Annotated in this window: 26 protein-coding genes and 1 pseudogene; 14 read left to right on the forward strand and 13 right to left on the reverse strand. The window is 67.4% G+C overall.

From position 1 onward, the window contains the following. The first annotated feature begins 72 nt into the window (after nt 1–72). The gene (locus PL79_RS07680) at nt 73–972 is read left to right on the forward strand and encodes a LysR family transcriptional regulator (protein WP_044846660.1); all 900 of its coding nucleotides are present in this window, start codon (nt 73–75) and stop codon (nt 970–972) included. A 42-nt stretch (nt 973–1,014) separates the two neighbouring features. On the opposite strand, the gene PL79_RS07685 is transcribed toward PL79_RS07680, so the two are convergent. The 3 genes from PL79_RS07685 to PL79_RS07695 are packed head-to-tail and all read right to left on the reverse strand — an operon-like array spanning nt 1,015 to nt 2,560. Further along, the gene (locus tag PL79_RS07685; RefSeq protein WP_044846659.1) at nt 1,015–1,335 is read right to left on the reverse strand and encodes a DUF7660 family protein; all 321 of its coding nucleotides are present in this window, start codon (nt 1,333–1,335) and stop codon (nt 1,015–1,017) included. Between the two features lie 26 nt (nt 1,336–1,361). Further along, on the reverse strand, nt 1,362–1,628 hold the full coding sequence (locus PL79_RS07690) for a hypothetical protein (RefSeq protein WP_044846658.1): 267 nt from the start codon (nt 1,626–1,628) through the stop codon (nt 1,362–1,364). Nucleotides 1,629–1,687: 59 nt separating this feature from the next. Next, entirely contained in the window at nt 1,688–2,560 is an 873-nt protein-coding gene (locus PL79_RS07695; RefSeq protein WP_044846723.1) for a LysR family transcriptional regulator, read from the reverse strand. A 159-nt stretch (nt 2,561–2,719) separates the two neighbouring features. Between PL79_RS07695 and PL79_RS07700 the strand changes: the two genes are divergently transcribed. Then, nucleotides 2,720–4,180 (forward strand): MFS transporter, encoded by a 1,461-nt coding sequence (locus PL79_RS07700; RefSeq protein ID WP_044846657.1) that lies wholly within the window; start codon nt 2,720–2,722, stop codon nt 4,178–4,180. Nucleotides 4,181–4,252: 72 nt separating this feature from the next. Here the strand turns inward: PL79_RS07700 and PL79_RS07705 are convergent, their stop codons facing one another. Together PL79_RS07705 and PL79_RS07710 are read right to left on the reverse strand one after the other, a co-directional pair. Further along, nucleotides 4,253–4,459: an oxidoreductase-like domain-containing protein gene (locus PL79_RS07705; protein ID WP_082088621.1), complete on the reverse strand. Its 207-nt coding sequence runs from the start codon at nt 4,457–4,459 to the stop codon at nt 4,253–4,255. Nucleotides 4,460–4,727: 268 nt separating this feature from the next. Beyond that, entirely contained in the window at nt 4,728–5,441 is a 714-nt protein-coding gene (locus PL79_RS07710; RefSeq protein ID WP_044846656.1) for an SDR family NAD(P)-dependent oxidoreductase, read from the reverse strand. 422 nt (nt 5,442–5,863) lie between these two features. Between PL79_RS07710 and PL79_RS07715 the strand changes: the two genes are divergently transcribed. Continuing rightward, nucleotides 5,864–6,541: a dihydrodipicolinate reductase C-terminal domain-containing protein gene (locus tag PL79_RS07715; RefSeq protein WP_044846655.1), complete on the forward strand. Its 678-nt coding sequence runs from the start codon at nt 5,864–5,866 to the stop codon at nt 6,539–6,541. 82 nt (nt 6,542–6,623) lie between these two features. Here PL79_RS07715 and PL79_RS07720 read toward each other — a convergent pair whose 3' ends face one another. Both PL79_RS07720 and PL79_RS07725 read right to left on the reverse strand, forming a co-directional pair. Then, nucleotides 6,624–7,433: an SDR family oxidoreductase gene (locus PL79_RS07720; RefSeq protein WP_044846721.1), complete on the reverse strand. Its 810-nt coding sequence runs from the start codon at nt 7,431–7,433 to the stop codon at nt 6,624–6,626. Next, nucleotides 7,433–8,263: a molybdenum cofactor biosynthesis F family protein gene (locus PL79_RS07725; RefSeq protein WP_044846720.1), complete on the reverse strand. Its 831-nt coding sequence runs from the start codon at nt 8,261–8,263 to the stop codon at nt 7,433–7,435. The genes PL79_RS07720 and PL79_RS07725 overlap by 1 nt, the downstream gene beginning before the upstream one ends. Nucleotides 8,264–8,433: 170 nt before the next feature. Here PL79_RS07725 and PL79_RS07730 point away from each other — a divergent pair, with 170 nt between their 5' ends. From PL79_RS07730 to PL79_RS07740, 3 genes are all read left to right on the forward strand, one after another. After that, nucleotides 8,434–9,228: an AraC family transcriptional regulator gene (locus PL79_RS07730; RefSeq protein ID WP_044846654.1), complete on the forward strand. Its 795-nt coding sequence runs from the start codon at nt 8,434–8,436 to the stop codon at nt 9,226–9,228. Nucleotides 9,229–9,434: 206 nt separating this feature from the next. Then, on the forward strand, nt 9,435–10,394 hold the full coding sequence (locus PL79_RS07735; RefSeq protein ID WP_044846719.1) for a DMT family transporter: 960 nt from the start codon (nt 9,435–9,437) through the stop codon (nt 10,392–10,394). A gap of 125 nt (nt 10,395–10,519) precedes the next feature. Next, nucleotides 10,520–11,068: a hypothetical protein gene (locus PL79_RS07740; RefSeq protein WP_044846653.1), complete on the forward strand. Its 549-nt coding sequence runs from the start codon at nt 10,520–10,522 to the stop codon at nt 11,066–11,068. Between the two features lie 97 nt (nt 11,069–11,165). Here the strand turns inward: PL79_RS07740 and PL79_RS07745 are convergent, their stop codons facing one another. After that, a complete protein-coding gene (locus tag PL79_RS07745) occupies nt 11,166–11,300 on the reverse strand; it encodes an entericidin A/B family lipoprotein (protein ID WP_006752948.1) in 135 nt (44 codons plus the stop codon). Between the two features lie 240 nt (nt 11,301–11,540). Here PL79_RS07745 and PL79_RS07750 point away from each other — a divergent pair, with 240 nt between their 5' ends. Further along, entirely contained in the window at nt 11,541–12,836 is a 1,296-nt protein-coding gene (locus PL79_RS07750) for an aspartate carbamoyltransferase (RefSeq protein WP_044846652.1), read from the forward strand. A gap of 138 nt (nt 12,837–12,974) precedes the next feature. On the opposite strand, the gene PL79_RS07755 is transcribed toward PL79_RS07750, so the two are convergent. Further along, nucleotides 12,975–13,394, reverse strand: a complete 420-nt coding sequence (locus PL79_RS07755; RefSeq protein WP_044846651.1) for a type II toxin-antitoxin system VapC family toxin — start codon at nt 13,392–13,394, stop codon at nt 12,975–12,977. Further along, nucleotides 13,391–13,630, reverse strand: a complete 240-nt coding sequence (locus tag PL79_RS07760; protein WP_044846718.1) for a FitA-like ribbon-helix-helix domain-containing protein — start codon at nt 13,628–13,630, stop codon at nt 13,391–13,393. Before PL79_RS07760 ends, PL79_RS07755 begins: the two co-directional genes overlap by 4 nt. A 323-nt stretch (nt 13,631–13,953) precedes the next feature. Between PL79_RS07760 and PL79_RS07765 the strand changes: the two genes are divergently transcribed. The 6 genes from PL79_RS07765 to PL79_RS07790 all read left to right on the forward strand — a co-directional run bounded on the left by PL79_RS07765 (nt 13,954) and on the right by PL79_RS07790 (nt 19,341). Further along, the gene (locus tag PL79_RS07765; protein ID WP_044846650.1) at nt 13,954–16,197 is read left to right on the forward strand and encodes a TonB-dependent receptor; all 2,244 of its coding nucleotides are present in this window, start codon (nt 13,954–13,956) and stop codon (nt 16,195–16,197) included. 3 nt (nt 16,198–16,200) lie between these two features. Further along, entirely contained in the window at nt 16,201–16,956 is a 756-nt protein-coding gene (locus PL79_RS07770; protein WP_044846649.1) for a tetratricopeptide repeat protein, read from the forward strand. Further along, nucleotides 16,953–17,636 (forward strand): Fe2+-dependent dioxygenase, encoded by a 684-nt coding sequence (locus tag PL79_RS07775; protein ID WP_044846648.1) that lies wholly within the window; start codon nt 16,953–16,955, stop codon nt 17,634–17,636. Before PL79_RS07770 ends, PL79_RS07775 begins: the two co-directional genes overlap by 4 nt. 119 nt (nt 17,637–17,755) lie before the next feature. Continuing rightward, the gene (locus tag PL79_RS07780; protein WP_011659184.1) at nt 17,756–17,995 is read left to right on the forward strand and encodes a type II toxin-antitoxin system Phd/YefM family antitoxin; all 240 of its coding nucleotides are present in this window, start codon (nt 17,756–17,758) and stop codon (nt 17,993–17,995) included. Then, nucleotides 17,992–18,387: a type II toxin-antitoxin system VapC family toxin gene (locus tag PL79_RS07785; protein ID WP_044846647.1), complete on the forward strand. Its 396-nt coding sequence runs from the start codon at nt 17,992–17,994 to the stop codon at nt 18,385–18,387. Before PL79_RS07780 ends, PL79_RS07785 begins: the two co-directional genes overlap by 4 nt. A 369-nt stretch (nt 18,388–18,756) precedes the next feature. Next, entirely contained in the window at nt 18,757–19,341 is a 585-nt protein-coding gene (locus PL79_RS07790) for a nucleotidyltransferase family protein (RefSeq protein WP_044846646.1), read from the forward strand. A gap of 411 nt (nt 19,342–19,752) precedes the next feature. Here the strand turns inward: PL79_RS07790 and panE are convergent, their stop codons facing one another. Beyond that, nucleotides 19,753–20,691, reverse strand: coding sequence for a 2-dehydropantoate 2-reductase (panE, locus tag PL79_RS07795; RefSeq protein WP_044846645.1), 939 nt, complete (start codon nt 20,689–20,691; stop codon nt 19,753–19,755). Between the two features lie 246 nt (nt 20,692–20,937). Here panE and PL79_RS07800 point away from each other — a divergent pair, with 246 nt between their 5' ends. Further along, a complete protein-coding gene (locus PL79_RS07800) occupies nt 20,938–22,491 on the forward strand; it encodes a methyl-accepting chemotaxis protein (RefSeq protein WP_044846644.1) in 1,554 nt (517 codons plus the stop codon). Nucleotides 22,492–22,718: 227 nt separating this feature from the next. On the opposite strand, the gene PL79_RS07805 is transcribed toward PL79_RS07800, so the two are convergent. After that, a complete protein-coding gene (locus tag PL79_RS07805) occupies nt 22,719–24,200 on the reverse strand; it encodes a virulence factor (protein ID WP_235879228.1) in 1,482 nt (493 codons plus the stop codon). Next, a pseudogene (locus PL79_RS07810) lies at nt 24,197–24,537 on the reverse strand (T6SS effector phospholipase Tle3 domain-containing protein); the annotation flags it as partial. The gene PL79_RS07805 and the pseudogene PL79_RS07810, both read right to left, overlap by 4 nt.

The following is a 24,537-nucleotide window of genomic DNA, read 5'->3' on the forward strand; positions in this document are numbered from 1 at the left end:
CAGCACCCATTCTGGCGCGAGGCAGCCTAACAAGGAATTGCCTAACCCGATGCATCGGCTATACATTTATGCATGGCCATCGATCTGAACTGGGAACGCTACCGCACCTTCCTCGCCGTGCTGACGGAAGGCTCGCTGTCGGGCGCGGCGCGCGCGCTCGGCATCACGCAGCCGACGGCCGGCCGCCACGTCGCGGCGCTCGAAGCCGCGTTCGGCCAGACGCTGTTCACGCGCTCGCCGTCGGGGCTGCTGCCGACCGAGGCGGCCCTGGCGCTGCGCGGCCATGCCGAGGCGCTGCGCAGCGCGGCGGCCGCGTTCGAGCGCGCGGCCGCGAGCCACGGCGCGGGCGTGCGCGGCACCGTGCGGATCTCGGCCAGCGACGTGATCGCGGTCGAGGTGCTGCCGCCGATGCTCGCGCAGTTGCGGCGCGACCATCCGGGGCTCGTGATCGAACTGGTGCCGACCGACCGCATCCAGGACGTCCTGAATCGCGAGGCCGACATCGCGGTGCGGATGGCGCCGCCCGCGCAGGAGGTGCTCGTCGCGCGGCGCATCGGCGCGCTGGAAGTCGGGCTGCATGCCCGCGACGACTACCTGGCGCGCAACGGTACGCCGTCATCGACGGACGAACTCGCCCATCACGCGCTGATCGGCTTCGATACGGTCACGCCGTTCATCCGCGCGGCGGGGCGCGGGATGCCGCTGTGGAACCGCGATGCGTTCGCGCTGCGCACCGACAGCAATCTCGCGCAGCTCGCGATGATTCGCGCGGGCTACGGGATCGGCTTCTGCCAGAACCGGCTCGCGCAGCGCGATGCGCGGCTCGTGCGCGTGCTGCCGGACGGGCCCGCGACGAAACTGGAAACCTGGATGGTCATGCACGAGGATCTGCGGACGAGCCCGCGTTGCCGGGCCGTGTTCGATGCGCTGGCGAACGGGCTGCGTGCGTATGCCGAAGGGACGGCCGACTAGGCCGTTCCCGCCCGCCGCACGCGCGAATCGCCGCGGCGCGCGCTATTCGTGGATCTTGCCGGCGAACAGGATGTCGGCCATGCGCCGCCACGGGTTGTCGGGCAGGTCGTAGCAGCGCAGCCCCTCGTCGGACGCCTCGGCCCAGTCGACCATCGCCTCCAGGTACTCGCCGATCGAGCGGTTTTCCCAGCCGAGCGCGGCGGCCGCATACGGCGCCGGCGGCAAGTCGGCCTCGAGCTGGCGCTCCTTGTGCCAGTCATGGCCGAGCACGCGCAGGAAACGGATCAGCGAGCGCTCGTCGATCACCCGCTCGAGCGCGTGCGCCAACCGCACGGCCATCTCGCTTTTCAGTTCGTCGTTCATGCGTATCGCCCCCTGCTACGCAACGTTCAGAACGCTTCCAGCTCGCACCAACCGGGATACGTTTCCTCGACGATGAAGAAATCGTCGAAGTAGACCAGCCCGAGCCGTTCGAGCGACCTCATGCACGCATCGGCGGCGTCGCCGCCGAAGAACGGGCCGAGCGACACCAGCCGGTCCGACTCGTCGAAACAGTCGGCGAAATTGAATTCGCGCATGAGCGCGGACAGGTCGACGTCTTTCTCGACCAGCGCCGCGCGTCGAACGACGATCCCGAAATCTCTCGATATTTTCATCGGTACCGACTCCCGTCGAATACGTGCCGCTGCGCCGACGCGCATGCGTGCTTCATGCTTCACATCAGCAACTGCCGCGACAGGACCTCGCGCGCCTGCGTGACCGTCTCGCGCTCGCCCGGCATCGGCGGCGTCAGCGAGAACACCGCGTCGGGCAGCGTCGGCAGCCGGTATTTCGCGCCGAGCCGCACGAGGCCCTCGCCGATCGCCGACGCGCACAGGCAGCCGACGCCGAGCCCCGCCGCCAGCATCGACTGCAGCCCCGCGACGCCCGACGCGCTGTGCACGAGCACGTACGGCGCGTGCTGCTCGTCGAGCGAGCGCACCGCGATCTGATGCATCATGCAGTCGTCCGGCAGCAGCACGAGCGGCAACGGCTCGGGCAACTGCTCGGCGAGCGCGGGCGACGTGACCCACGACAGCGGCTCGCGCCGCAGCACCCAGCGCGTATCGGCCGACGCGGGCCGGAACGGGCCGCTCGACAGGTTCATCACGACGCCAAGATCGATCTGCCCGCGCGCATGGGCAGCTTCGATCTCCGCGCTCTTCATCGCGCTCACGTGCAGGCTCAGTTGCGGGTAGCACTCCCGCAACCGCGCGAGCAGGCCCGCGACTTCATGCGTCCGGTAGTAGTCGGTGATCGCGACGCGCAATTCGCCCTTGATCGCCTGTCCACGCACTTCGTCGAACGCGGCCTCGTTCAGCGCGACGATGCGCCGCGCATGCTGCAGCAGGCGCGCGCCGGCCGGCGTCGGCTCGACGCCGCGCTTGCTGCGCACGAACAGCGGCACGCCGGCGCGCGACTCGAGCTTGCGCACCTGCTCGCTGACCGTCGACTGTGACAGATGCAGCAGCGGCGCGGCCGCCGTTAGGCTGCCCGCATCCGCCACCGCCGCGAACGTGCGTAACTGATCCAGGTCGAAACCGCGCATCGCACTCTCCATCCATCGAATAACCCGATGGATGCTACCACCAATTCCCGCTTTTCCGATTCATCGGCGGTCCGCAGAATATCGGTTCAACGGCCCGCCGAACCCGTTTCCACGGGATTCGGCATGCGTTGCGGCCGCCATTCTTCCGGATTTCCGTTCATGACCGACAACACCCTCGCCCCTTGCGCACCGGCCGGCGCGGCCGCCGCGGCACCGCCGCGCAGCCATCACGGCTGGGCGCTCGTGGTCCTGCTGGTCGGCGCCATTCTGCCGCCGCTCGACTACTTCATCGTGAATCTCGCGCTGCCGGCCATCCGCGACGGCATCGGCGCGCGGCCGGCCGAGCTGCAGCTCGTCGTGTCGGCCTACGCGTGCGCGAACGCGGTCGTGCAGATCACCGGCGGGCGTCTCGGCGACCTGTACGGCCGCAAGCGGATGTTCATGATCGGGATGGCCGGGTTCGTCGTCGCGTCGGCGCTGTGCGGGCTCGCCGGCAGCGGCGCGGTGCTGGTCGGCGGCCGCGTGCTGCAGGGCCTGTTCGCCGCGATCCTCGCGCCGCAGGTGCTCGCGACGATCCGCAGCGTGTTCAGCCCGCAGGAGCAGGTGCGCGTGATGGGCTTCTACGGTTTCGTGTTCGGCCTCGCGGCCGTGATCGGCCAGCTCGGCGGCGGCGCGCTGATCGACCTGCATCCGTTCGGGCTCGGCTGGCGCGCGATCTTCCTGGTCAACGTGCCGATCGGCATCCTTGCGCTGCTCGGCAGCTGGCGCTTCATCCCGGAAAGCCGGCCGCCGCGCGGCCAGCGCATCGACGTGCCCGGCACGGTGCTGCTGTCGCTGTTCCTGCTGATGCTCGTCTATCCGCTCACGCACGGACGCGAGGCGGGCTGGCCGCTGTGGATGATCGCGTGCGTCGTCGGTGCGCTGCCGATGCTCGGCGCGCTGCTGGCGGTCGAAGCGCGCCGGCTCGCCGGCGGTCGCGATCCGCTGCTCGACGTGCGTCTGCTGCGCAATCCGGTCGTCGCGCTCGGGCTCACGCTCGCGTTCCTGTTCTACATGCTGAGCGCGTTCTTCCTGAGCTACGGCATCTATCTGCAGGGCTGCCTGAACTGGTCGCCGCTCGCGTCGGGGGTCGCGATCCTGCCGCTCGGCATCGGCTTTCTCGCGAGCCCGCTGCTGATGCCGCATCTCGTCGAGCGGTTCGGCGGCTATCGCGTGCTCACGCTCGGCTTCGCGATGCTCGCGGCCGGGGTCGCGACCGCCGCCGCGCTGGCCGGCGATCATGCGCCCGGCCCGGGCTTTTACGCGGGGATCGCGGCGATCGGCATCGGGCAAGGCCTCGTGCTGCCGTCGGTCGTGCGGATCGTGCTCGCGGAAGTCGACGCGGCGCGCGCCGGGGTCGCATCCGGCATGGTCACCGCGATGCTGCAGATCGGCGCGGCCGTCGGCGCCGCGACGCTGGGCGGGCTGTTCTTCGCGCGGCTCGGCGCGCAGCCGCGTGCGCTCGACTACGTGCAGGGGTTCAGGACGGCGATGTGGGCGCTGGCGGCCGTGCTGCTGGCGTGCGTCGCGTTGTCGGCCGCATTGGGGCCGATGCATCGGCGGGGGCGGACAATCGCGTGACGACGCCGGCCAGGGAAGCCCTCGCCGGCAGCGAATCGCGGCATGCGCGACCGCTTGTCGGCGGCGGGCTCGCTAATGATGCTTGTGCTGCGCGTGCCGTGCTTCCCATTCGGCCAGTTCGACGCGATAGCGCGCCAGCGCTTCGTCGTACAGGTCGAACACGCACGGCGAGCAGCCGCTGTTGCAGCAGTCTTCCAGTTCGGGTTGTTCGGGCGGGGTCGGACGCGGATCGTCGGCGAGCGCATCCGCGGAGGCAGGCTTGGTCACGGCTTCAGTCATATGGTGTCGAACGCCCAGTATACGGTGATGGTCGGCGGCATGCAGGCACGCACCGGGCGCAGCCGCGCATCCACCCCACGGACAGGAGTCGCGCCACGGCCGAAGCCGTGAATCCGCCGGAACGCCGGGCGCCGTTCGGCGCCTTCTCGATGGCCGCGATCCAGGGCGACGGCCGGATCCCGATCGAAATCGCGGCGATCGCGGAAATCTCGCGTGCGCGATTTCGCATGCCCTGACGTCGCACTCGAGTGCGATCACCCGCTCCCTGCTACGCCACGCGACCGCTCACCGGAATCGATGCGCCGGTGATCGCCTGCGCGTCGGGCGACAGCAGGAATCCGATCGTCGCCGCAAGCTGCTCGGGCCGGACCCAGCGCGTGAAATCCGCATCCGGCATGTCCGCACGGTTCGGCGGCGTGTCGATGATGCTCGGCAGCAGCGCGTTCACGGTCACGCCGCGATCGAGCAGTTCCGCCGCCAGCGCCTCGGTGAGCCGCGCGACGCCCGCCTTCGCAGCTGCATAGGCGCCCATCCCGGCGCCCGCCTTGAACGCCGCGCCCGCGCCGATGTTGACGATGCGGCCGGCCGGGCTCGTCACCAGATACGGCAGCGCGGCCTTCGACGCGTTCAATGCCGTCTTCACGTTCAGTTCGTACATGCGGTCCCACGTGGCCGCGTCGCCGTCGGCGATCGTCTGCCAGACGAACGCGCCCGCGATGTTCAGCAGCGCGTCGACCCGGCCGAATTCGCGATTCACCGCTTCAAGGGCGCGCGCAGCCGCCTGCGGATCGACGAGGTCGATGCCGCCGATGCGCAGCGCATCGGCCGGCACGCCGGGCAACGCCTGCGCGTCCGGCACCGCGCCGCGGCCGATCAGCGCGACGCGCGCGCCGCGCTGGCCGAGCCAGGCGGCCGTGGCGACGCCGAGATGGCCGAATCCGCCGGTGATCGCGACTGCCTTGCCTTTCAGGTCGTGTTCCATCGATGTGCTCTCCTGGGTCGAGGGGGTTGGATGATACGTGGTTCGGGGCGATGCCGGTACCGACACGGACGCGCGTGGCCAGCGTTTCGACAGCGTAGCGCCGTTCATGCTTGCGCGCGCACGGCGATCAATGCGTCACCGCCAACGCAGCCGCTCGGTTGATCCGCAGCCGTGAAGGCGCGCACCGCGCATGACGGTGGACGGCAGGAGGTAGGCGTTAGGCGTTAGGCGTTAGGCGACAGGCGACAGGCGGCGGGCGGCGGGCGGCAGACGGTGGGCGGGGGAAGGCGGACGGTGGACGGCCGACGGCCGGGCATAATGCGCGAACACGGTGCGCCGCACGGTGCCCCGTGATCGCGCCGGGTCCTTGAACGGCCCGCGTCGTTTCCGTAACGAAACCCGAACCTCAACCCGTCTATCCCATGCAAGTACTCGTCGTTGGCACCGGCAAGCTGGCAACCGAACTGCTCGGCTCGCACCGGCTCGACCCCGCAACCTGTCGCGTGACGGCCTGGTCGGACCCCGCACGCACCGAGACGCGTTCGATCGTCGTGCACGCCGGATCCGGCCGCGAGCTGCCTGCCGCGATCGAATTCTGCCGCGCAACGGGCTCGCCGCTCGTCGAGTTGTCCACCGGCTCCGAGCTCGAAACCGGATCGCACGACTTCCCCGTCGTGCTTTGTCCGAATACGAACATCCTGATGCTGAAGTTCATGAGCATGCTGGAAACCAGCGGCCATCTGTTTCGCGACTGCCGCATCAGCGTGACGGAGTCGCACCAGGCCAGCAAGACCTCCGTGCCGGGCACTGCGGTCGGCATCGGTCAGGCACTCGGCGTGCCGGCGCAGGACATCCGCTCCGTGCGCGACCCCGACGAACAGCGCGACGCCCTGCAGATTCCCGACGATCAGCTCGGCCGCCATGCGTTCCACCGGATCCGCATCGAGGATGGCGCATGCAGCCTGCAGTTCGAATCGCGCGTGTACGGCGCGTCGCCTTACGCGGACGGCGTGTCGCGGATCGTCGAGACCGTCCGGCAGCACGAACTCGAACCCCGCCGATACTCGATCGTGGAGTTCATCCGCAACGGCTGGCTGTAGGCGCGACGGTGCGCTGATCGCGCCGACGCCACCGCGGCCGGCACATTCGACGGCCGCGATCGCACGATCGCGCACGCGCCGCTTACCCGTCGCCCAGCACGGCCCCGCTCTCCGGCAGCGTCGCGCCGCCGTCGACGACGATCGTCTGCCCGGTGATGTACGCCGCATCGGCCGACGCGAGAAACAGCATCGCGTTCGCGATGTCCTCCGGCTCGCCCATCCGCGCGAGCGGAATATCGCGCGCGATCTGCGCGGCGACCGACGCGTCGCCGAGATTGCCGGCGGCCGGCGTGCGGATCATCCCCGGCTCGACGCCGTTGACCGTCACGTTGCGACGCGCGAGTTCGAGCGCCGCCGCGCGGATGAAGCCGTTCACGCCGGCCTTCGACGCCGCGTAGTGCGCGAGCCCCGGATAGACGACGCGCGGCCCGGTCACCGACGACGTGACGAGCAGCCGCCCCGCCCCCGCACGCTCGAACGCCGGCAGCGCGGCCTGCGCGAGCCAGAACAGCGCCGACAGGTTGACCGACAGCGTGCGCTCGAGGATCGGCTCGTCGATCCGCGCAAACGGGGTCAGCGGGAAGTACGCGGCGTTGTGAACGACGACGTCGAGCCGGCCGCCGTCGCGCTCGACCGCCGCGACGAGCGCGCCGAGTTCGTCGCGGCTCGCGGCGTCGACGCGATACGCGCGCGCGTCGCCGCCCGCACTGACGAGGGCGTCCGCCTGCGCGGCAGCGGCATCGCCGTTGAGATCGGCGAGCGCGACGAACGCATCGGATTCCGCGAAACGGCGCGCGATTGCCGCGCCGATCCCCTGCGCGGCGCCCGTGACCAGCACGACGCGTCCGCTGAAATCCGCACGCAGGCGGGCGCTGCCCGGCACGGCGCTCATCATTGCGCCTCGCCGCCGAGCGGATGCACGGTTTCGTTCAGCACCTGCGCATGCGCGCCGACCGGGAAGTTCGACAACGTGCCGAAGTCGCCGCCCTGATAGCCGAAGATCTTGCCGTCCGTCTTGCGTTGAGCGAGATCGATCAGCACGACGCCGAGCGTCGGCACCACCTTTTCGCGCCACACGAACAGATACAGTTCATCGGCAATCCTGAAGTAATGGCAGCGATCCACGTCCGCCAGCCCGCCTTCTACGCCCTGCAGGCACTGCCATGCGTAGAAGTTCTCGTTCAGGTAGATGTGCTCGTAGCATTCGGTCGGGCTGTAGCGATACATCGTCCGCTTGCCGATCAGTTCGCGCGTGGGCCCGTGCAGCGGGCCCGGCTGCGCATGGCCGCCGAGCGTGCCGTGCCGGAATGCCGCGTCGACGCCAGTCAGCGGCAACCCGCGCGAAACGCGCGTGAACGCGTCGACATGTGTGTCGGCCTCGGTCGGCAGCGTGCCGATCACCGACGTCCACACGCCGCGGCCGACATCGATCACGAGGCTGACGGACGTCGCGCGCGCCACCGGATCGATGTAGTCGACGAAGTACAGGTCGTCGCGCAGCCCCGTGACGCGGCACGGCGCATGGCCGCCCGTGCCGGTCGCCACATCGCGCCATTGCAGCGCACCCGCCTCGAACGTATAGACGCGCCATGCGCCCGTTGCGTCGCCGAGGGCCAGGGACCGCCCGACGAGCGCGTTCACGGGCGTGAGGATGTTCGCGTCCGGTGCAAAGCCGTCCGCGAGCGCGCCAACCTGAATGAATACCGGATCCTGTCGTTCCACCTGCCGTCTCCCGCGCAGCTTCAGGCCCGGCGGGCCGTGTACGCTGCTCATGTGCACATGGTGCGGGCTGCACGCGCCGCACGGTATCGGCCAAAAGGATGAAGGGCGCGCGGCGCCGGAACGCGCTACAGTGCATGTGATCCGCGCCGCTGCCGGCGCGAGGAGCCCCCATGCACCGTGTCACCCACTACCGACGGACCGATGAAGGCATCGAGGCGATCAGCCTCGAGTCCGACCGCACGTTTCCACGGCACGCGCATGACGAATTCGGGGTCGGCGTGATCGTCAGCGGCGCGCACCGGTCCTGGAGCGGCCGCGGGCAGGTCGATGCGCTGGCCGGCGACGCGATCATGGTCAATCCGGGCGAAATGCACGACGGCATGCCGATCGGGACGGGCACGGCGCGGCGCTGGCGGATGCTGTACCTCGCGCCGGCGCTGGTCGCGGGCGTCGCGGCGGAAGAAGGCCTCGGCGGCGTCGAGCTCGCGCATCCGGCGGTGCGCGACGCGCGGCTCGCGGCCGCGTTCGGCCGGTTGCATGCTCGAATCGTCGCAGGAGATACCATGCCGCTCGCCCGCGACGAGGCGCTCGTGACACTGGTCGCCGGGCTGCTTGCGCGGCATTCGAACCGGGCGCTGCCGGCCGCCGGCGTCGCGCCGGCGATCCGCGTGGCCCGCGAGCGGCTCGATGCGGCGCCCGCCGCACCCGTCTCGCTGGCCGAACTCGCCGGCCTGAGCGGCGTGAGCCGCTTCCAGCTGCTGCGCGGGTTCGCGCGTGAACTCGGCATCACGCCGCACGCGTATCTGGTGCAGTCGCGCACGCGGCTGGCGCGGGCACTGCTCGCGAGCGGCCGGCCGATCGCGGATGCCGCGGCCGAAGCCGGTTTTGCCGACCAGAGCCACCTGACGCGCGCGTTCGCACGCCAGTTCGGGATCACGCCGGGACGATTCACGCAGGCCGGCTGACGGACCTCGCGGTCCCGGCACGACCGCCGCCGTGGCGCGACGTCGTCGATCGCCGCCGTTCGGCAACAACGATGGCGCTTGATAGCAGCGCCACCGGTCATCCGGAGACACCGAGCGCAATACCCTTCCGTTCACCCGCTCCGCTCGCCGGCGCCGCTGCAATTTCGTTCAAGACGCCCGCGCCGCCGCACGCGACCATGCGGCACATGAAAACACGACTGATCGGCTATCTCTATCTCGCCGCCGCGATGGCGGGCGTCGGCAGCACCGTCATCGCGAGCCGCCTCGCGGCCGGCGGCCTGCCGCCGTTCGCCGCCACCGCGCTGCGCTTCCTGATCGCAACCCCGCTGCTGTTCGCGCTGATGCGGGCGCAGCGGCTGCGATGGCCGCGGCTCTCCGCACGCGACGCCGTGCTGCTGGTCGTGCAGGCTGCGGCGGGCGGGGTCGGCTATACGGTGCTGCTGATCAGCGGCACGAAGCTGTCGTCGCCGGTCGATGCGGGCGTGATGCTCGGCACGCTGCCGGCGATGTCGACGCTGATCGCGGCGGTCGTGCTGCGCGAGCGGCAAACGCGGCGCGACTGGAGCGCGGCCGCGCTCGCCACCGCCGGCGTGGTGTTGGTCACGTTCGCGCCCGGCCAGGCCATGCCGTCGCTCCGGACGCTCGCCGGCGACGCGCTGGTGCTGGCCGCCGTCGCATGCGAGGCCGTGTTCATCCTGCTCAACCGGCGGCTGTCGGCGCCGTTGCCGCCGCTCACGCTGTCGACGGCGATGTCGGGCCTCGGCTTCGTGCTCGCACTGGTGCCGGCCGCGTTCGAATGGCACGCGCTGGCGACGAACTGGAACATCGGCGCGGTGTCGGCGATCGTGTACTACGCGCTGGTGCCGACCGTGCTCGGTTATCTGTGCTGGTATGCGGGTTCGGCGCGAACGAGCGGCACCGAAGCCGCGCTGTTCACGGCGGTTGCGCCGGTCTCGGCCGTGCTGTTCGCGGTCGCACTGTTCGGCGAGACCCTGGGCGGCACGCGACTCCTCGGCATCGCGCTCGTCGTCGCGGGAATGCTGGTGGGCGCGACGCGGCGGCGCGAGCCGCCGGCACGCGCAACGGACTCACGGTCGAGGTCGCCAGCGCGCCCAGCGGCATCCACGTCGACTGCTACCGATTGATCCGCGTGCGCGGCGACTGTAGGAATGTGTCCGCCCGCGGCAAAATCGTTGCGCACCGTCGCACAAGATGCAATATTCGCGTGGCCGGGCCATTCGACAACCACCGAACAATAATTCGCATCACCATGAACAAGAAGGAAGCAAAAACAAGAATCGCGGCGCTGCTGTCCGCGGGTGCGAGGAAAGCCGACGTGCTGGCCGAACTGGCCGAACAGGGCCTCAAGGATCGCGTGCTCGCGCGCCTGATCGCGTCGCGCCCCGACCCTGAGCTGTGCAGGAAGAACAAGGTGCATACACGGGTCCTGATCGGGCTCGGCATCGCGCAGTTGGTGATCAGCGTCGCACTCGCCTATCTCATCCTGGTGGACACACTCAGCATCGGCGCCGCGGTGCTGTTCCTCGCACTGACGGTGCCGCTGTCGCTGCTGTTCATCTGGGGCTTCGCGACCCATCGCGTCGGCGCATATCACGCGTTCATCATTCTGTCGCTGCTGCAGGTACCGAAGACCATCGCCGATCTCGGCCGCGATCCGTCGGCCGCGCTGCCTACCCTCGGGGTGACCGTCATCCTGGTCGGCTACGTCTGGTTCGTCCGCAACCGGCTGTTCCCCGACTTCGGCTGGTTCACGCCGCGCAAGGTCGAGGGCCGTTACGCGTTCGTGGAAACCGCCTGATACCGCACACCACGCACCACGCACCGTGAAAAAGGCGCCGGGCCGCCCCGCAATCGCGGGACGGCCCGGCGCCTTCTGCATTCCGGAACCCGGCAGCTTATTTGGCCTTCTCAGCCGTATCGCTGATTGCCTGGCCACCCTTCGAAATGTCCTGCCCCACGCCTGCAACGGTATTGCAACCGGCGAGCGCGGCGGTCACCACCAGCAGCACTGCAGCAATCGTACGCGTCATGCTCGTTCTCCTTCGAGTCAACATGCCCGACCGGGCGAATCGTATGCGGCGTGGTGCCCTGCGGTGTGCAGGACACGGGGCCTGACCTGATTATACGGAGACGGCCGCCGTGCGCCAGTGCCGACCGCGCCAGTGCCCTCGCACGACACGGCCGGCCGGCCGGTCGCACAGATTTTCCTTGACTTCGTCGGCACGCGAACTAATATACGCACCGCGTATATTTCTCATCAGGTGCCGCCGATGACCGTTCCCCAGCAAGCCTTCCTGCGCGACGCGATGCGCCGCCTCAACATGACCCGCGAAGCGTTCGCGAACCGCATCGGCGTGAGCCGCCGCGCGCTCGACACGTGGCTGTTGCCCGACGACTCGCAGGAATCGCGCGGGATGCCCGAGATCGTCGAACGCTTCGTGTCGGAAATCGTCGAGCGCTCGGCACCGGACGGCGGAGACTATACGCAAAGCGTAGACAAACAGGAGCTCGCAAAGCAATTCCTGTTCGAAGGCAAGCCGCAGTTGATCTCGGTGGACCAGTTCTCGCGCGACTCGGTCGAGGCGCTGTTCCGCGTCGCCGACGTGATGCAGCCGATCGCGCGCCGCCACAAGATCTCGCGCGTGCTCGAGGGCGCAGTGCTCGGCAACCTGTTCTTCGAAGCCAGCACGCGCACGCGCGTGTCGTTCGGCGCGGCCTTCTGCCGGCTCGGCGGCTCGGTGTGCGACACGACCGGCTTCACGTTCTCGTCGATGGCCAAGGGCGAATCGATCTACGACACGAGCCGCGTGATGGCCGGCTACGTCGACGCACTCGTGATCCGCCACCCGGAGAAAGGCTCGGTTGCCGAATTCGCGCGCGCGACCAACCTGCCGGTGATCAACGGCGGCGACGGCCCGGGCGAGCACCCGAGCCAGGCACTCCTCGATCTCTATACGATCCAGCGCGAGTTCTCGCGGCTCGGCAAAATCGTCGACGGCGCGCATATCGCGCTCGTCGGCGACCTGAAATACGGTCGCACCGTGCATTCGCTCGTCAAGCTGCTCGCGCTGTACCGCGGACTGAAGTTCACGCTCGTGTCGCCGCCGACGCTCGAAATGCCCGCGTACATCATCGACCAGATCGCGACGAACGGCCACGTGATCGAGCAGACGAACGACCTCGCGGGCGGGCTGCGCGGCGCGGACGTCGTCTATGCGACGCGGATCCAGAAGGAGCGCTTCACCGACGAGTCGTTCGAGGGCTATACGCCGGATTTCCAGATCAACCAGGCGCTCGTCGACTCCGTCTGCAAGCCCGACACGCTGATCATGCACCCGCTGCCGCGCGACAGCCGGCCCGGCGCGAACGACCTGTCGGTCGACTTGAACCGCGATCCGCGACTCGCGATCTTCCGGCAGACCGACAACGGCATTCCGGTGCGGATGGCGATCTTCGCGGTGCTGCTCGGCGTCGAGAATCTCGTCCAGCATTCGATGCGCGATGCGACGTGGCGCCCGCCGGCGTACCTCGGGCCGGAGGATGCGGTGTTTCACGGAATCGATTGACCCGCATCCAGTGTCGCGCGGCCAGACTCGAGATTGCTGAAGATCGAGCGCCGCGCGCCGAAGCAACGCACGACGCGCCGCCTTGCACGGCGCGTTTTCATTTTCGGCGCGGGTGATATCGAGGCGACCGGCCGGAAGTTAGCGAACCCACGGATCGATCACGCGCAGGCCCGCTGCTTCGAACGGTGCGACGTCGCGCGTGGCCACGATCAACCCGTTGGCTGCGGCGGTTGCAGCGATGAAGCCATCGGCAGGCGCCATCGTGTGCCCCAGGGCGCGCGCCTTCGCGCGTAGGCTCGCATATGCGTCACTGGCCGCATCGTCGAACGGCAGAATCCGCCCGCGAAACAACGGCACGACGCGTTGCTCGATGTTTTGGTGCAGCCAGTCTCGCCTGCGCCCCTCCGGCAACGCGGCCACGCCGAATCGCATCTCGGCCAGACTGATCGCGGCAAGAAACAGCGTCTCGACGTTTTGCGCGTCGAGCCATTCGATCACGGCCGCGCTCGGTTCGCGTCGCAGCGGCTCCGAAATGACGTTGGTATCGACCAGAATCATTCGAAGCTCATCGGATCGGTTGGCGATTGATCGCGCTGAACCTCGAGATCGATGCCGCCAGCCTCTCGCCCGATCTCCGCCAGCAGCGTTCCCAGCCTGGGACGTCCGCCGGGCCGAACGGCCTGCTCGAGGATATCGCGCACCTCGGCCTCGGTACTGCGGCCATGTTGTGCAGCACGGATTCGAAGCGCGCGATGCACCTCGTCGGGCAGGTTTCTAACAGTGATCACAGGCATGATGCGCCTCACTACATTTGCTTTCAATGCAGTCATATTATCACCTTGCTGTCATTTTGGACGAGTGAAGACCCGATCACTGTAAACCGCCCGCCTCGCCTTTCCCACTCGGCCATTCGGCCATCGCCGCAACCCCGCACGCGCTCGGCAGCCCTCCGCCACATTCGCCAACACTCCTCCCACAAATGAGAACGCGAACGCTTCTCATTTAAAAAGAAATTACATAGAATGCCACCTGAAAACAAATCGTAATAATTCCCGGCGGCATGCACATTTCCGTAGCGCGTCGTTCCCGGGGCCACACTGCGAGGTCGAAGCGCATCATGAAGTCCCGTCCTGACGAGCAGAAGCTCGGCAAATTCACCACCCTGTGCAGCGTGCTCGCCGCGAGCCCGGCGTTCGCCGACGGCACGCCGCCATCCGCCCCGGTCGGCACCGAAGGCCATCTCGCGCCGATCGAGGTCCAGGGCAAGGCCGAGCACAGCTACAAGGCCGACTTTTCCGCATCCGCGAAATTCACCGCGCCGCTCGTCGACACGCCGAAGTCGGTGACCGTGATCCCGCAGGAACTGATCCAGAGCAGCGGCGCGGCGACGCTGACCGAAGCGCTGCGCACCGTGCCCGGCATCACGTTCGGCGCCGGCGAAGGCGGCAACCCGCTCGGCGACCGCCCGTTCATCCGCGGCTACGACACGCAGGGCAGCATGTTCGTCGACGGGATGCGCGACACGGGCGCGACCACGCGCGAAATCTTCAACACGGAACGCGTCGAGATCACCAAGGGCTCCGACGGCGCGTACGGCGGCCGCGGCGGCGCGGGCGGCAGCATCAACCTGATCACGAAGGCGCCGCACCTCGGCACGACGGCCGCCGCGAGCGCGGGCCTCGGCACCGACCGCTATCGCCGCTTCACCGCCGACGGCAACTGGCAGTTCGCCGATCACGCGGCGTTCCGCCTGAACCTGATGAGCCACAACAACGACGTCGCCGGCCGCGACGCCGTCAACAACGAGCGCTGGGGCGTCGCGCCGTCGATCGCGTTCGGCCTCGGCACGCCGACGCGCGTGACCGCGAGCTACTACCACCTGTCGACCGACGACATGCCCGACGGCGGCATTCCGTACTTCTACACGACGTCGAACAAGCCCGCGAACGTCGACACGATCTATCCGGCGCCGGTCGACCGTCACAACTTCTACGGCCTGATCGACCGCGACTTCCGCAAGACCACGTCGGACATCAGCACGATCAAGATCGAGCACGACATCACGTCGAATCTGACGGTGCGCAACACCACGCGCTACACGGAATCGACGCAGGACTACATCTGGACGCAGCCCGACGACAGCCAGGGCAACGTGGTCAACGGCCGTGTCTGGCGCCGCAACAACAATCGCGACAGCTCGATCAACAGCCTCGCGAACCTGACCGAACTGTTCGGCGAATTCCGCACCGGCCCGTTCAAGCACAGCTTCACGACCGGCATCGAGCTGACGCGCGAATGGGGCAAGCGCGATTCGTACACGGTCGCGACCGACAAGGGCACCATCTGCCAGCAAGGCATCGGCGCGCCGTCCGGCTACAACTGCACGAGCCTGTGGTCGCCTGATCCGAACGATCCGTGGGCCGGCTCCGTCACGCGCAACAACGACTATGCGCATGCACGCACCACGACCAAGTCGATCTACGGCTTCGACACGATCGAGCTCACGCCGCGCTGGCAGGTGAACGCCGGCGTGCGCGTCGACGATTACTCGACCCGCTTCACCGACACCAAGGCCAACGGCAGCAAGACCTACACGCGCGACGACACGCTCTTCAACTGGCAGGCCGGCCTCGTGTTCAAGCCCGCGCAGAACGGCAGCATCTACGCGTCGTATGCGACGTCGTCGACGCCGGCCGGCATGCTGCTCGGCGAAGGCAGCGAAACGCAGTCGCTCACGCCGGGCCGCGGCGGCGTCGGCCCGAACGCCGATCAGATGGCCCCCGAGAAGAACCGCAGCATCGAGCTCGGCACGAAGTGGAACGTGCTGAACGACAAGCTGTCGCTGACCGCCGCGCTGTTCCAGATCGACACGACGAATGCGCGCGTGACGCTGCCGAACAACCAGTACGCGATGGTCGGCAACAAGCGCGTGCAAGGTCTCGAACTCGGCGTCGCCGGGCAGATCACGAAGCAGTGGCAGGTGTTCGGCGGCTATACGTACATGAAGAGCGAGCTGCGCGACAACGGCAAGGATGCAGCGAATGACGGCAACCGCTTCCCGAATACGCCGAAGCACAGCCTGACGATGTGGTCGAACTACGACGTGACGCCGAAGTTCACTGTCGGCGGCGGCGCGTTCTACATGTCGGAAGTGTTCGGCGATCCCGCGAACCTGCGCGCGGTGCCGTCGTACTGGCGTTTCGACGCGATGGCGCAATACCGGATCAACAAGAAGCTCGACCTGCAGCTGAACGTGAACAACCTGTTCAACCGCACGTACTTCGATCAGGCGTATCCGGCGCACTACGCGTCGATCGCGCCGGGCCGCTCGGCGTTCGTCACGCTGAACGCGCGCTACTGATCGATGGAAACCGTCTCGCTGAAGGCGCTCGCGTCGGTGTCGCCGCGCGCGTTCGCCGACATCCTGGCCGGGCCGCCCGAGCGCGCCGCCGCGTGGGTCGCGGCTGCCGCCGATAACGGGATCGTCGACGCGCAGGCCGTCTACGGCCAGTACCTGCTCGACGGGCACGGCGTCGCGCGCGATCCGGCCGCCGCATGCGGCTGGTTCCGGCACGCGGCGCGGGCCGGTCACCCGATGGCGATGAACATGCTCGGCCGCTGTTACGAGTTCGGCTGGGGGACGGCGGCATGCGCGCCGGTGGCCGTGTACTGGTATCGGCTCGCCGCGCAGGCCGGGCTCGACTGGGGCATGTACAACTACGCGACGGCGCTCGCGCTCGGCAACGGCATCGACGAGGATCGCGCCGCCGCGCTCGACTGGTTTCGCCGCGCGGCCGCGCTCGGCCATGCGAAATCGATCAACCTGATCGGCGGCTTCTACGAGGACGGCTGGGTCGTGACCGCCGATGCCGACGCCGCGTTCGACCACTATCGCCGCGCCGCCGAGGCCGGCGATTTTCGCGGCCAGTTCAACCACGCGCGGCTGCTCGCCGAGCGCGGGCGCGTCGACGAAGCCGTCGTCTGGCTCGCGCGCGTGCCGGCCACCGCTACCCCCGCGTTCGTCGCGAAGATGCGCGCCTATCTCGCGTCGTCGCCGCTCGATGCGTTGCGCGCGGCGGCGATGCAGTTGCCGTCTCACGGCATGGAATCCGAATCATGATGCTTCATATCCCCGGCGTGTTGACCAAGGCACAGGTCGCGCAATGCCGCGAGATGCTGGATGCCGCCGACTGGGTCGACGGCAACGCGACATCCGGCGCGCAGTCGGCGCTCGCGAAACGCAACCGGCAGTTGCCGGAAGGTTCGCCGGTCGCGCGCGCGGCCGGCGATGCGATCCAGGATGCGCTGGCCCGGCATGCGCTGTTCTTTTCGGCGGCGCTGCCGCTGAAGGTGTTTCCGCCGCTGTTCAATCGCTATGAAGGCGGCGAGATGTTCGGCACGCATGTCGACAACGCGATCCGGCTGCTGCGCGGCACGGATTTCCGCGTGCGCAGCGATCTGTCGGCGACGCTGTTTCTCGAGGAACCGGACGCGTACGACGGCGGCGAGCTGTGCGTCGAAGATACGTACGGCGTGCATCGCGCGAAGCTGCCGGCCGGCGATCTCGTGCTGTATCCGGCGTCGAGCCTGCATCACGTCACGCCGGTCACGCGCGGCGAGCGCGTCGCGTCGTTCTTCTGGATCCAGAGCATGGTGCGCGACGATGGCGACCGCACGCTGCTGTTTCAGCTCGATACGCAGATTCAGGCGCTTTCCGCGGAAAAAGGCGCGAAGGATCCGATTGTGATTTCCCTGACGGGGATTTATCACAACCTGTTGAGGAAATGGGCGGATGCGTAGCATGGGCTGATCACGCGACGTCCGCCGTGAAGTACGTCGCCGGAGCCGGCGCTCCATCGCTTGCATCGGTTCACGATGCATGTCTAAAATGACCATCGTCAAATGACCATGCTCATATCATGATGCCGCACGCTCCCGTATCGAAATCCGAATTCAAGGCTCGCGCACTCGAATACTTCCGGCTCGTCGAGGCGTCGGGCGAAAGCCTGATCGTCACCGACCATGGCAAGCCAACGCTCGAAATCCGGCCGTATCACGCACGCGAGGCTCAGCCGTTGGACATATTGCGCGGCTCGGTCATGCGCTACGACAATCCTCTCGATCCGATTGCGGAAGATGACTGGGAGGCGTCGCGGTGATCGTGCTGGATACGCATGCATTGGTCTGGTGGGTGGCGGGCGATCCGTCGCTCAGCAAGAAGGCGCGAAGCGCGATCGATCGCGCGCGCGGCGAGGGCGCACTTGCTGCGTCCGCGATCTCCGCATGGGAAATCGCGATGCTGGTGCGCAACGAGCGCCTCGCATTGACGATGGATGTCGATGCGTGGCTCGCGACAGTCGCGCAAATCGACGGCATGCGCTTCGTGCCGGTCGACGCCGACATCGCCGCGAGGTCCACCGCGCTGCCCGGCACTTTTCACAAGGATCCAGCCGACCGCATGATCGTCGCGACTGCGCGCCGGCTCGGTGCGCCGCTCGTCACCCGTGACGAAAAGATCCGTGCATACGCGCACGTCAAGACACTTTGGTGACCGTCATGGGCACGTCGGCCGAATCGCAACACCGACACATCCGCACGCCGCTCGACAGACGATTCATCTGACGGAACCGATGATGGCGATCACGCGAAGCCGTCCATGAACGATCGACGCTTTACCTCGCACCCACTTCACGTATTACCCGTCGGGTTAGCGGCATTAGCCGTTCAGCGACCGCGATTGAACCGTGATGTAACGAGAATCGCACTCCATAAACGGCCCCGTCGAGGAAACCATGCTCGACGAACGCGCCCGCCGACATTCTTTCCGACGACAACGCCCCCGCGTCGGTAACATCCGCACTTGCCGATCCCCGCCCGCTCCCGCACAATCGGGCCACCTGCCTTCCCTCCTCCCGCGCCGATGTCCTATGCGTCACTCGCCACCGGCGTCCTGCTCGCCGGCGGTCTCGGTCAACGCTTCGACCCAAGCGGTCTGCACAGCAAGCTGCTCGCGCGGCTTCCCGACGGCACGCCGGTTGCGGTCGCCGCCGCCCGTCGTCTGGCGGCGGCCACGGCCGAAGTGATCGCCGTCGTGCGTCCCGGCGCCGAAAAACTCGCGATTTTGCTGAACGACGCCGGCTGCCAGGTCGTCTATGCGCCCGACGCGATGCGCGGCATGGGCGCGAGCCTGGCAGCCGGCGTTCGCACCTCGCCGGACGCGCCCGGCTGGCTGGTCGCGCTCGGCGACATGCCGTGGATCGCGGCGTCCACCTACGAAGCGGTCACACGCGCCCTCGACGCCGACGATGCATCGATCGTCGCCCCCGTGCACCGCGGCGTGCGCGGCCATCCGGTCGGCTTTGCCGCGCACCACTACGAGGCGCTCGCCGCGCTGGACGGCGATACGGGCGCCCGCGCGCTGTTCGCCAGCGCGCCGGTGAACCTGCTCGAGGTCGACGATCCCGGCATCCTGCGCGACGTCGATACGCCCGCCGATCTGCGCTGACCGCGGCGCGCGCCGGCCGCACCCGCATCGTGGCGCTGTTTGCGCGCGATCCGGCGCGATACCTGCAGCGGCTCGCCTGTCGCCGGCAATCCGCATGCCGCCGCGAGAATCCCCCGGCAAACACCCGTCCGATTGCCTATAACGGAGACGAGACGCGCCCGCCGCGCCACCGCCGTCACGCCTTGCGCGAGTTCCCCATGGACCACACGACCCCGATGCCCGAGCCCCCGGCCGACCCGAACCGCGATCCGGAAGACGATCCGCTGTCACCGCCGCCACCGGGGCATCCTCACGACAATCCGCAGCAACCCAACGGACCGCCAAGCAAGGATCCTGTCTAGCCGGCATCCGCCTGCGCCATCAGGCCTGCCCCGGCACTCGCCCTGACAAACGACACGGCCGCTGCCGCGGCTACGCCGCCGCGCCTTCCCGCGCCACGCGCACCTCGTACGTCTTGAGGTGGTTGTACGCGATCCGCAGCAGCGACAGCGCATCCGCCGCCTGCGGGTCGCGGCGCGCGAGCAGGTCGCCGATCACGTGATCGGCTTCGACCCGCGCGCGATTTTCGACGTCGCGCAGCATCGACGCGGTCAGCGGCGACGGCGTCAGCACCATCCGCTGCATCCGCTCGACCGCGGCGGGATCGGGCCGGTAACCGTTGTGCGCGGCGATCGCGCTGCACTCGTCGAGCATCGTCTCGAGCAGGCGGCGGCCGTCCGGCGCGGCCAGAATGTCGCCGATCGAACCGCGAAACAGCGACGTGCTCGCCGCGAGCGTCGCGAGGAACACCCACTTGTCCCACATCCGCGCGGCGATGTCGTCGCTGAGCGTCGCCTCGAAGCCCGCGCCGCCGAGCACGTCGGCCACCGCGCGCACGCGCGCCGATTCGCCGCCGGCGAGTTCGCCGAACGACAGCCCTGCCGTGTCGTTCAGGTGCACGACCCGCTGTTCGCGATCGAGCGTCGCCGCGATCACGCACAGGCCGCCGAGCACCTGCGCGGCACCGAACCGTTCGCGCAGCACGTCGAGATGGCGCATCCCGTTGAGCATCGGCAGGATCAGCGTCGACGGCCCGACGAATGGCGCGAACGATGCAATCGCATCGTCGAGGCTGTAGGCCTTGCAGCTCAGCAGCACCAGGTCGAACGGCCCGGCCGTGTCGCTCGCGCGCACCGTCTGCACGTTCGCGAGCGTCAGGTCGCCGCGCGGGCTGCGAATCAGGAGCCCGTCGCGCGCGAGCGCGGCCGCGCGGCCGTCGCGCACCAGGAACGTTACGTCGCGCCCCGCCGCCGCGAGCCGGCCGCCGAAGTATCCGCCGACCGCGCCGGCCCCCACCACCAGAATTCGCATCGTTGCCTCCTTTCAGGTTCGTTCGCCGCCGTGCGCCCGACCGTCGGGGCACGGCGCGCCATCGCCCGACAGTATAGCGACGCAGAATATGTATATGCATAGATGCCCGCACCACGCTCGCCGGTATCGGGCCGCTACCGCTTCTAAGGGATTTCCCGCCTACGGCAACGTTCGTTGCATGCCGTCAACGAGTTATCCCGTCACGCCGTTCCGGCGCGCCTGTTCGACCGACCGACCTCACTACCCATGCGCATCCTTTCCCTGAATCAGAAACTCGCCTCGATGATCGTCATTCTGTGGCTCGGTCTGCTCGTGATCGCCGGCATCGGCGCGTGGCAGACGCGCGCGTCGATGATCACGGACCGCCGCGATCAGCTTGCGTCGCTGGTCGCGCAGGCGACGAACGTCGCCGACCACTACTACAAGCTGTCGCAACAGAATGCATTGCCGGAGGCCGACGCGAAGCAGAAGGCGCTCGAGGCGATCGCCGCGATGCGCTACGGCACCGACGGCTACATCTCGATCAACGATTCGAAGCCGGTGATCGTGATGCATCCGATCAAGAGCGAGCTCAACGGCAAGGACGTGTCGAATTTCGCGGATCCGAGCGGCAAGCATCTGTTCGTCGAGATCGTGAAGGCCGGCAACATGGAAGGCGGCAAGGGTTTCGTCGAGTATCTGTGGCCGAAGCCGGGTGCCGACAAGCCGCAGGACAAGACCAGTGCGGTGCAGCGCTTCGCGCCGTGGGACTGGTATCTCGTGACGGGCATGTACATGGACGACGTGCGGTCGGCCGTGCTCGCGAGCGTCGGCCGCTGGCTCGCGATGACGGCCGTGCTCGGCGCGATCGCGACCGCCGTGATGGTGCTCGTGCTGAAAAGCGTGCGCGCGAACCTCGGCGGCGAACTCGAAGTGGCGCTCGACGCCGCGCGGCGCATCGCGCAGGGCGACCTGACCGCGCGCGTGAACGTCAAGCATGACGACCGCGGCAGCCTGCTGCATGCGCTGCACACGATGCAGAGCGGACTGATCGACATGGTGTCGCGCGTACGGATGGGCACGGAGAACATCAACGTCGGCGCGAGCGAGATCGCGTCGGGCAACACCGACCTGTCGCAGCGCACCGAAGAACAGGCGGCCGCGCTCGTGCAGACCGCGTCGAGCATGGATCAGATGACCGCGAACGTGAAGCAGAACGCGGACAGCGCCGCGCAGGCCGCCACGCTCGCCGGTCAGGCCGCGCAAGTCGCGACGCGCGGCAGCGAGGTGGTCGACGATGTCGTGCGCACGATGAACGAGATCACCGACCGCTCGCACAAGATCGGCGACATCATCGGCGTGATCGACGGGATCGCGTTCCAGACCAACATCCTCGCGCTGAACGCGGCCGTCGAAGCGGCGCGCGCGGGCGAACAGGGCCGCGGTTTCGCGGTGGTCGCGGCCGAGGTGCGCTCGCTCGCGCAACGCTCGGCCACGGCCGCGAAGGAGATCAAGTCGCTCATCGAGTCATCGAACGAAACCGTCGAGCACGGCGCGACGCTCGTCACGAACGCGGGCGAGACGATGGCCGAGATCGTGCAGTCGGTGCGGCGCGTGAACGAGATCCTCGACGAGATCAGCCATGCATCGCGCGAGCAGAGCGCGGGGATCGAGCAGGTCAACCGTGCAGTGGGCGAGATGGATCAGGTCACGCAGCAAAACGCGGCACTCGTCGAGGAAGCCGCGGCGGCCGCGCATTCGCTGCGCGACCAGGCCGAAGCGCTGCGCGACGCCGTTACGCGGTTCGCGTTGCCGGCTTGACGGCCGGGGTCCTGCCCCGCCCTTCCGCGCGTGTCGCGCCGGAGGGCGGGAGTGGCGTGTACCTCAACACGGCCAACCGCTGAATCCGCTTCCGTTCGGCGTCGCGGTTGACGGCATCTCGTAGCCACACTCGTTGGAACTGTCGACCGGTCATGTGTCCAGTCGATCGCGTTCCGACACGTTGCGAATCCGCAAGCGAAGCAATCACGCCACAGCGCTGCCTTACGTCACCACGAATAGCCCTGCATGCCGTAATCGGTGTCGTGTCGACGCCCCCACCAAGGGAGGTACGCGTTGTTTCCACCGCGTGCGCGGAACCAGTCTTGGTCCGGATCGATCGGAGTGAGCTTCGACGGTGGTCTGACGACGACGGCGACGGGGTGCTCGGGGTCGGTCGTGCCTGCGACCAAGGCGTTGCCGCCGAAGTGGTTGATTCGGCCGATTGCGAGTGCGACGTCGGTCAATGCGCTGCCGGTTCCCATGTCGCCGAGCAGGGCTGCCGTGTTGAAGGTCTGATTCGTGTGGTCGTATTCAGGGAGGGTTTCGGTCAAGGTCTGCGCGAGCGAGACAACGCGTACCGACGCTGCGTCGCTGGGTACACCTGCGTCGTGGACGATGTAATTCAGGTCCGTGACCGCAACACCGGCATTGCGTGCTGCTTCGTCGATCGTGGCTTTCCATGCCTGCACGGCGCGTGTCGTGCCGACCTTCCGTGAAAAATCGTGCGTGTTGCCGGTTGCGGCCTTGCCGATCCAGGCGAGCGGCTCGCGCTCGGTGTTGAAGTTCGGGCCGGCGAGGAACAGCACGACGAGGTTTTCGTTGATCTGTGCATCCGTGGGCGGGAAGTTAGGAGCGTCCCAGTTCATTGCCCATACGGTCTTGTCGGGGTTCGCCTGCAAGTAATCCAGCGCGTTGTTCAGCGATGTGAAGCCGGCGTTTGCACCGCCTTGAGTGATTTGCACGTCGGGAGGTGTGTCGCGGCTCCAAAGCGTCTTCGGTGATGGCGGGCCAATTTCGAAGCATTCGACGAACTCATTGGTCAAGTACGTCTTCGCTTCGATCGGATCGAGCCTTGGAGGTAACGCGAACTCGATATGTGTTCCGGCAAGCTCGCGCCAATCTTTGGTGTTTTCGGACTTTACGGTGTAGAAATATTTCGCATTTGCAAAATAACGAGAGCGCGGCAACAAGAGAAATTTTCCGACGTACTTGTGATAGAAGCCCTTGAATGTTTCTTCGCCTTCGTTGCCGTAAACCAATGCTCCAATGGACCGAAGTGACGAAAATTTTTCGGGCTTCGTGCGCACCATGTCATCATTCTTATTGGGCTTGACAAGTCCTTGTGTCCACAGCAATTGCCACTCGGTCGGATAGTCCATGCGTTGCAGCGGATTCAACCAGATTAAACCAACGACTTGCGCAACGAATGGCTTGGCCTGCTCCTCGGCTGCAGGTGCTGCCTTCACCGCAGACTCTTTGACAGAGGCGGCTTGTGCCGGACGCGCCATGGCCGTGGTGAAGAGAAACGCCACGAGCGCAGCCAGGCCGGGCACGAAAAAGAATCGCTTCATCCAATCTCCTAATTCCAAATGTGCCGGGTCGGGTTGTTCCACGTGTGCCATCGTCGTGGCGATGAGCACGATGGCAATCAGCCATACCGAAACAGCAATTGCAACACGTCGTTGCCATGTAGCAATCAGCGTCTTCATACGACACCCCCGACCTTGAGATAGAACTCACCTTCGCGTTCGTCGGCAATCGCCTCGGGGATCGCGCCCTCGCTGTCCTTGGCATGGGCCCATTCTTGTATCGACATTCGATCAAGCGTTCCGTACGCAAAGTAATTGGTGTACTTTTTGTTCCGGTTGGTGTCGGGAATGCCATCTCTCATCCGCCAATCTGCTTCAATACGCAGCGATTTGAGTTGCTTCTCGGTCAGGTAGCAGAGACCAACAGAAACGTCATACGCAAGTGCCTTTTCGGCATGCTCGGGGTTGGTCATCGTCGTTGAGTGATTCGTCGGGCTGTTGGTCGCACCGCGATCGA

This window comes from Burkholderia sp. USMB20 (genome assembly GCF_000949135.2).
Lineage (GTDB): Bacteria > Pseudomonadota > Gammaproteobacteria > Burkholderiales > Burkholderiaceae > Burkholderia.

What these genes read in the sequence shown, in the direction of transcription:
- PL79_RS07680 (WP_044846660.1), top strand. Translation starts at nt 73, where the DNA reads ATGGCCATCGATCTGAACTGGGAACGCTACCGCACCTTCCTCGCCGTG.
- PL79_RS07685 (WP_044846659.1), bottom strand. Translation starts at nt 1,335, where the DNA reads ATGAACGACGAACTGAAAAGCGAGATGGCCGTGCGGTTGGCGCACGCG.
- PL79_RS07690 (WP_044846658.1), bottom strand. Translation starts at nt 1,628, where the DNA reads ATGAAAATATCGAGAGATTTCGGGATCGTCGTTCGACGCGCGGCGCTG.
- PL79_RS07695 (WP_044846723.1), bottom strand. Translation starts at nt 2,560, where the DNA reads ATGCGCGGTTTCGACCTGGATCAGTTACGCACGTTCGCGGCGGTGGCG.
- PL79_RS07700 (WP_044846657.1), top strand. Translation starts at nt 2,720, where the DNA reads ATGACCGACAACACCCTCGCCCCTTGCGCACCGGCCGGCGCGGCCGCC.
- PL79_RS07705 (WP_082088621.1), bottom strand. Translation starts at nt 4,459, where the DNA reads ATGACTGAAGCCGTGACCAAGCCTGCCTCCGCGGATGCGCTCGCCGAC.
- PL79_RS07710 (WP_044846656.1), bottom strand. Translation starts at nt 5,441, where the DNA reads ATGGAACACGACCTGAAAGGCAAGGCAGTCGCGATCACCGGCGGATTC.
- PL79_RS07715 (WP_044846655.1), top strand. Translation starts at nt 5,864, where the DNA reads ATGCAAGTACTCGTCGTTGGCACCGGCAAGCTGGCAACCGAACTGCTC.
- PL79_RS07720 (WP_044846721.1), bottom strand. Translation starts at nt 7,433, where the DNA reads ATGAGCGCCGTGCCGGGCAGCGCCCGCCTGCGTGCGGATTTCAGCGGA.
- PL79_RS07730 (WP_044846654.1), top strand. Translation starts at nt 8,434, where the DNA reads ATGCACCGTGTCACCCACTACCGACGGACCGATGAAGGCATCGAGGCG.
- PL79_RS07735 (WP_044846719.1), top strand. Translation starts at nt 9,435, where the DNA reads ATGAAAACACGACTGATCGGCTATCTCTATCTCGCCGCCGCGATGGCG.
- PL79_RS07740 (WP_044846653.1), top strand. Translation starts at nt 10,520, where the DNA reads ATGAACAAGAAGGAAGCAAAAACAAGAATCGCGGCGCTGCTGTCCGCG.
- PL79_RS07745 (WP_006752948.1), bottom strand. Translation starts at nt 11,300, where the DNA reads ATGACGCGTACGATTGCTGCAGTGCTGCTGGTGGTGACCGCCGCGCTC.
- PL79_RS07750 (WP_044846652.1), top strand. Translation starts at nt 11,541, where the DNA reads ATGACCGTTCCCCAGCAAGCCTTCCTGCGCGACGCGATGCGCCGCCTC.
- PL79_RS07755 (WP_044846651.1), bottom strand. Translation starts at nt 13,394, where the DNA reads ATGATTCTGGTCGATACCAACGTCATTTCGGAGCCGCTGCGACGCGAA.
- PL79_RS07760 (WP_044846718.1), bottom strand. Translation starts at nt 13,630, where the DNA reads ATGCCTGTGATCACTGTTAGAAACCTGCCCGACGAGGTGCATCGCGCG.
- PL79_RS07765 (WP_044846650.1), top strand. Translation starts at nt 13,954, where the DNA reads ATGAAGTCCCGTCCTGACGAGCAGAAGCTCGGCAAATTCACCACCCTG.
- PL79_RS07770 (WP_044846649.1), top strand. Translation starts at nt 16,201, where the DNA reads ATGGAAACCGTCTCGCTGAAGGCGCTCGCGTCGGTGTCGCCGCGCGCG.
- PL79_RS07775 (WP_044846648.1), top strand. Translation starts at nt 16,953, where the DNA reads ATGATGCTTCATATCCCCGGCGTGTTGACCAAGGCACAGGTCGCGCAA.
- PL79_RS07780 (WP_011659184.1), top strand. Translation starts at nt 17,756, where the DNA reads ATGATGCCGCACGCTCCCGTATCGAAATCCGAATTCAAGGCTCGCGCA.
- PL79_RS07790 (WP_044846646.1), top strand. Translation starts at nt 18,757, where the DNA reads ATGTCCTATGCGTCACTCGCCACCGGCGTCCTGCTCGCCGGCGGTCTC.
- panE (WP_044846645.1), bottom strand. Translation starts at nt 20,691, where the DNA reads ATGCGAATTCTGGTGGTGGGGGCCGGCGCGGTCGGCGGATACTTCGGC.
- PL79_RS07800 (WP_044846644.1), top strand. Translation starts at nt 20,938, where the DNA reads ATGCGCATCCTTTCCCTGAATCAGAAACTCGCCTCGATGATCGTCATT.
- PL79_RS07805 (WP_235879228.1), bottom strand. Translation starts at nt 24,200, where the DNA reads ATGAAGACGCTGATTGCTACATGGCAACGACGTGTTGCAATTGCTGTT.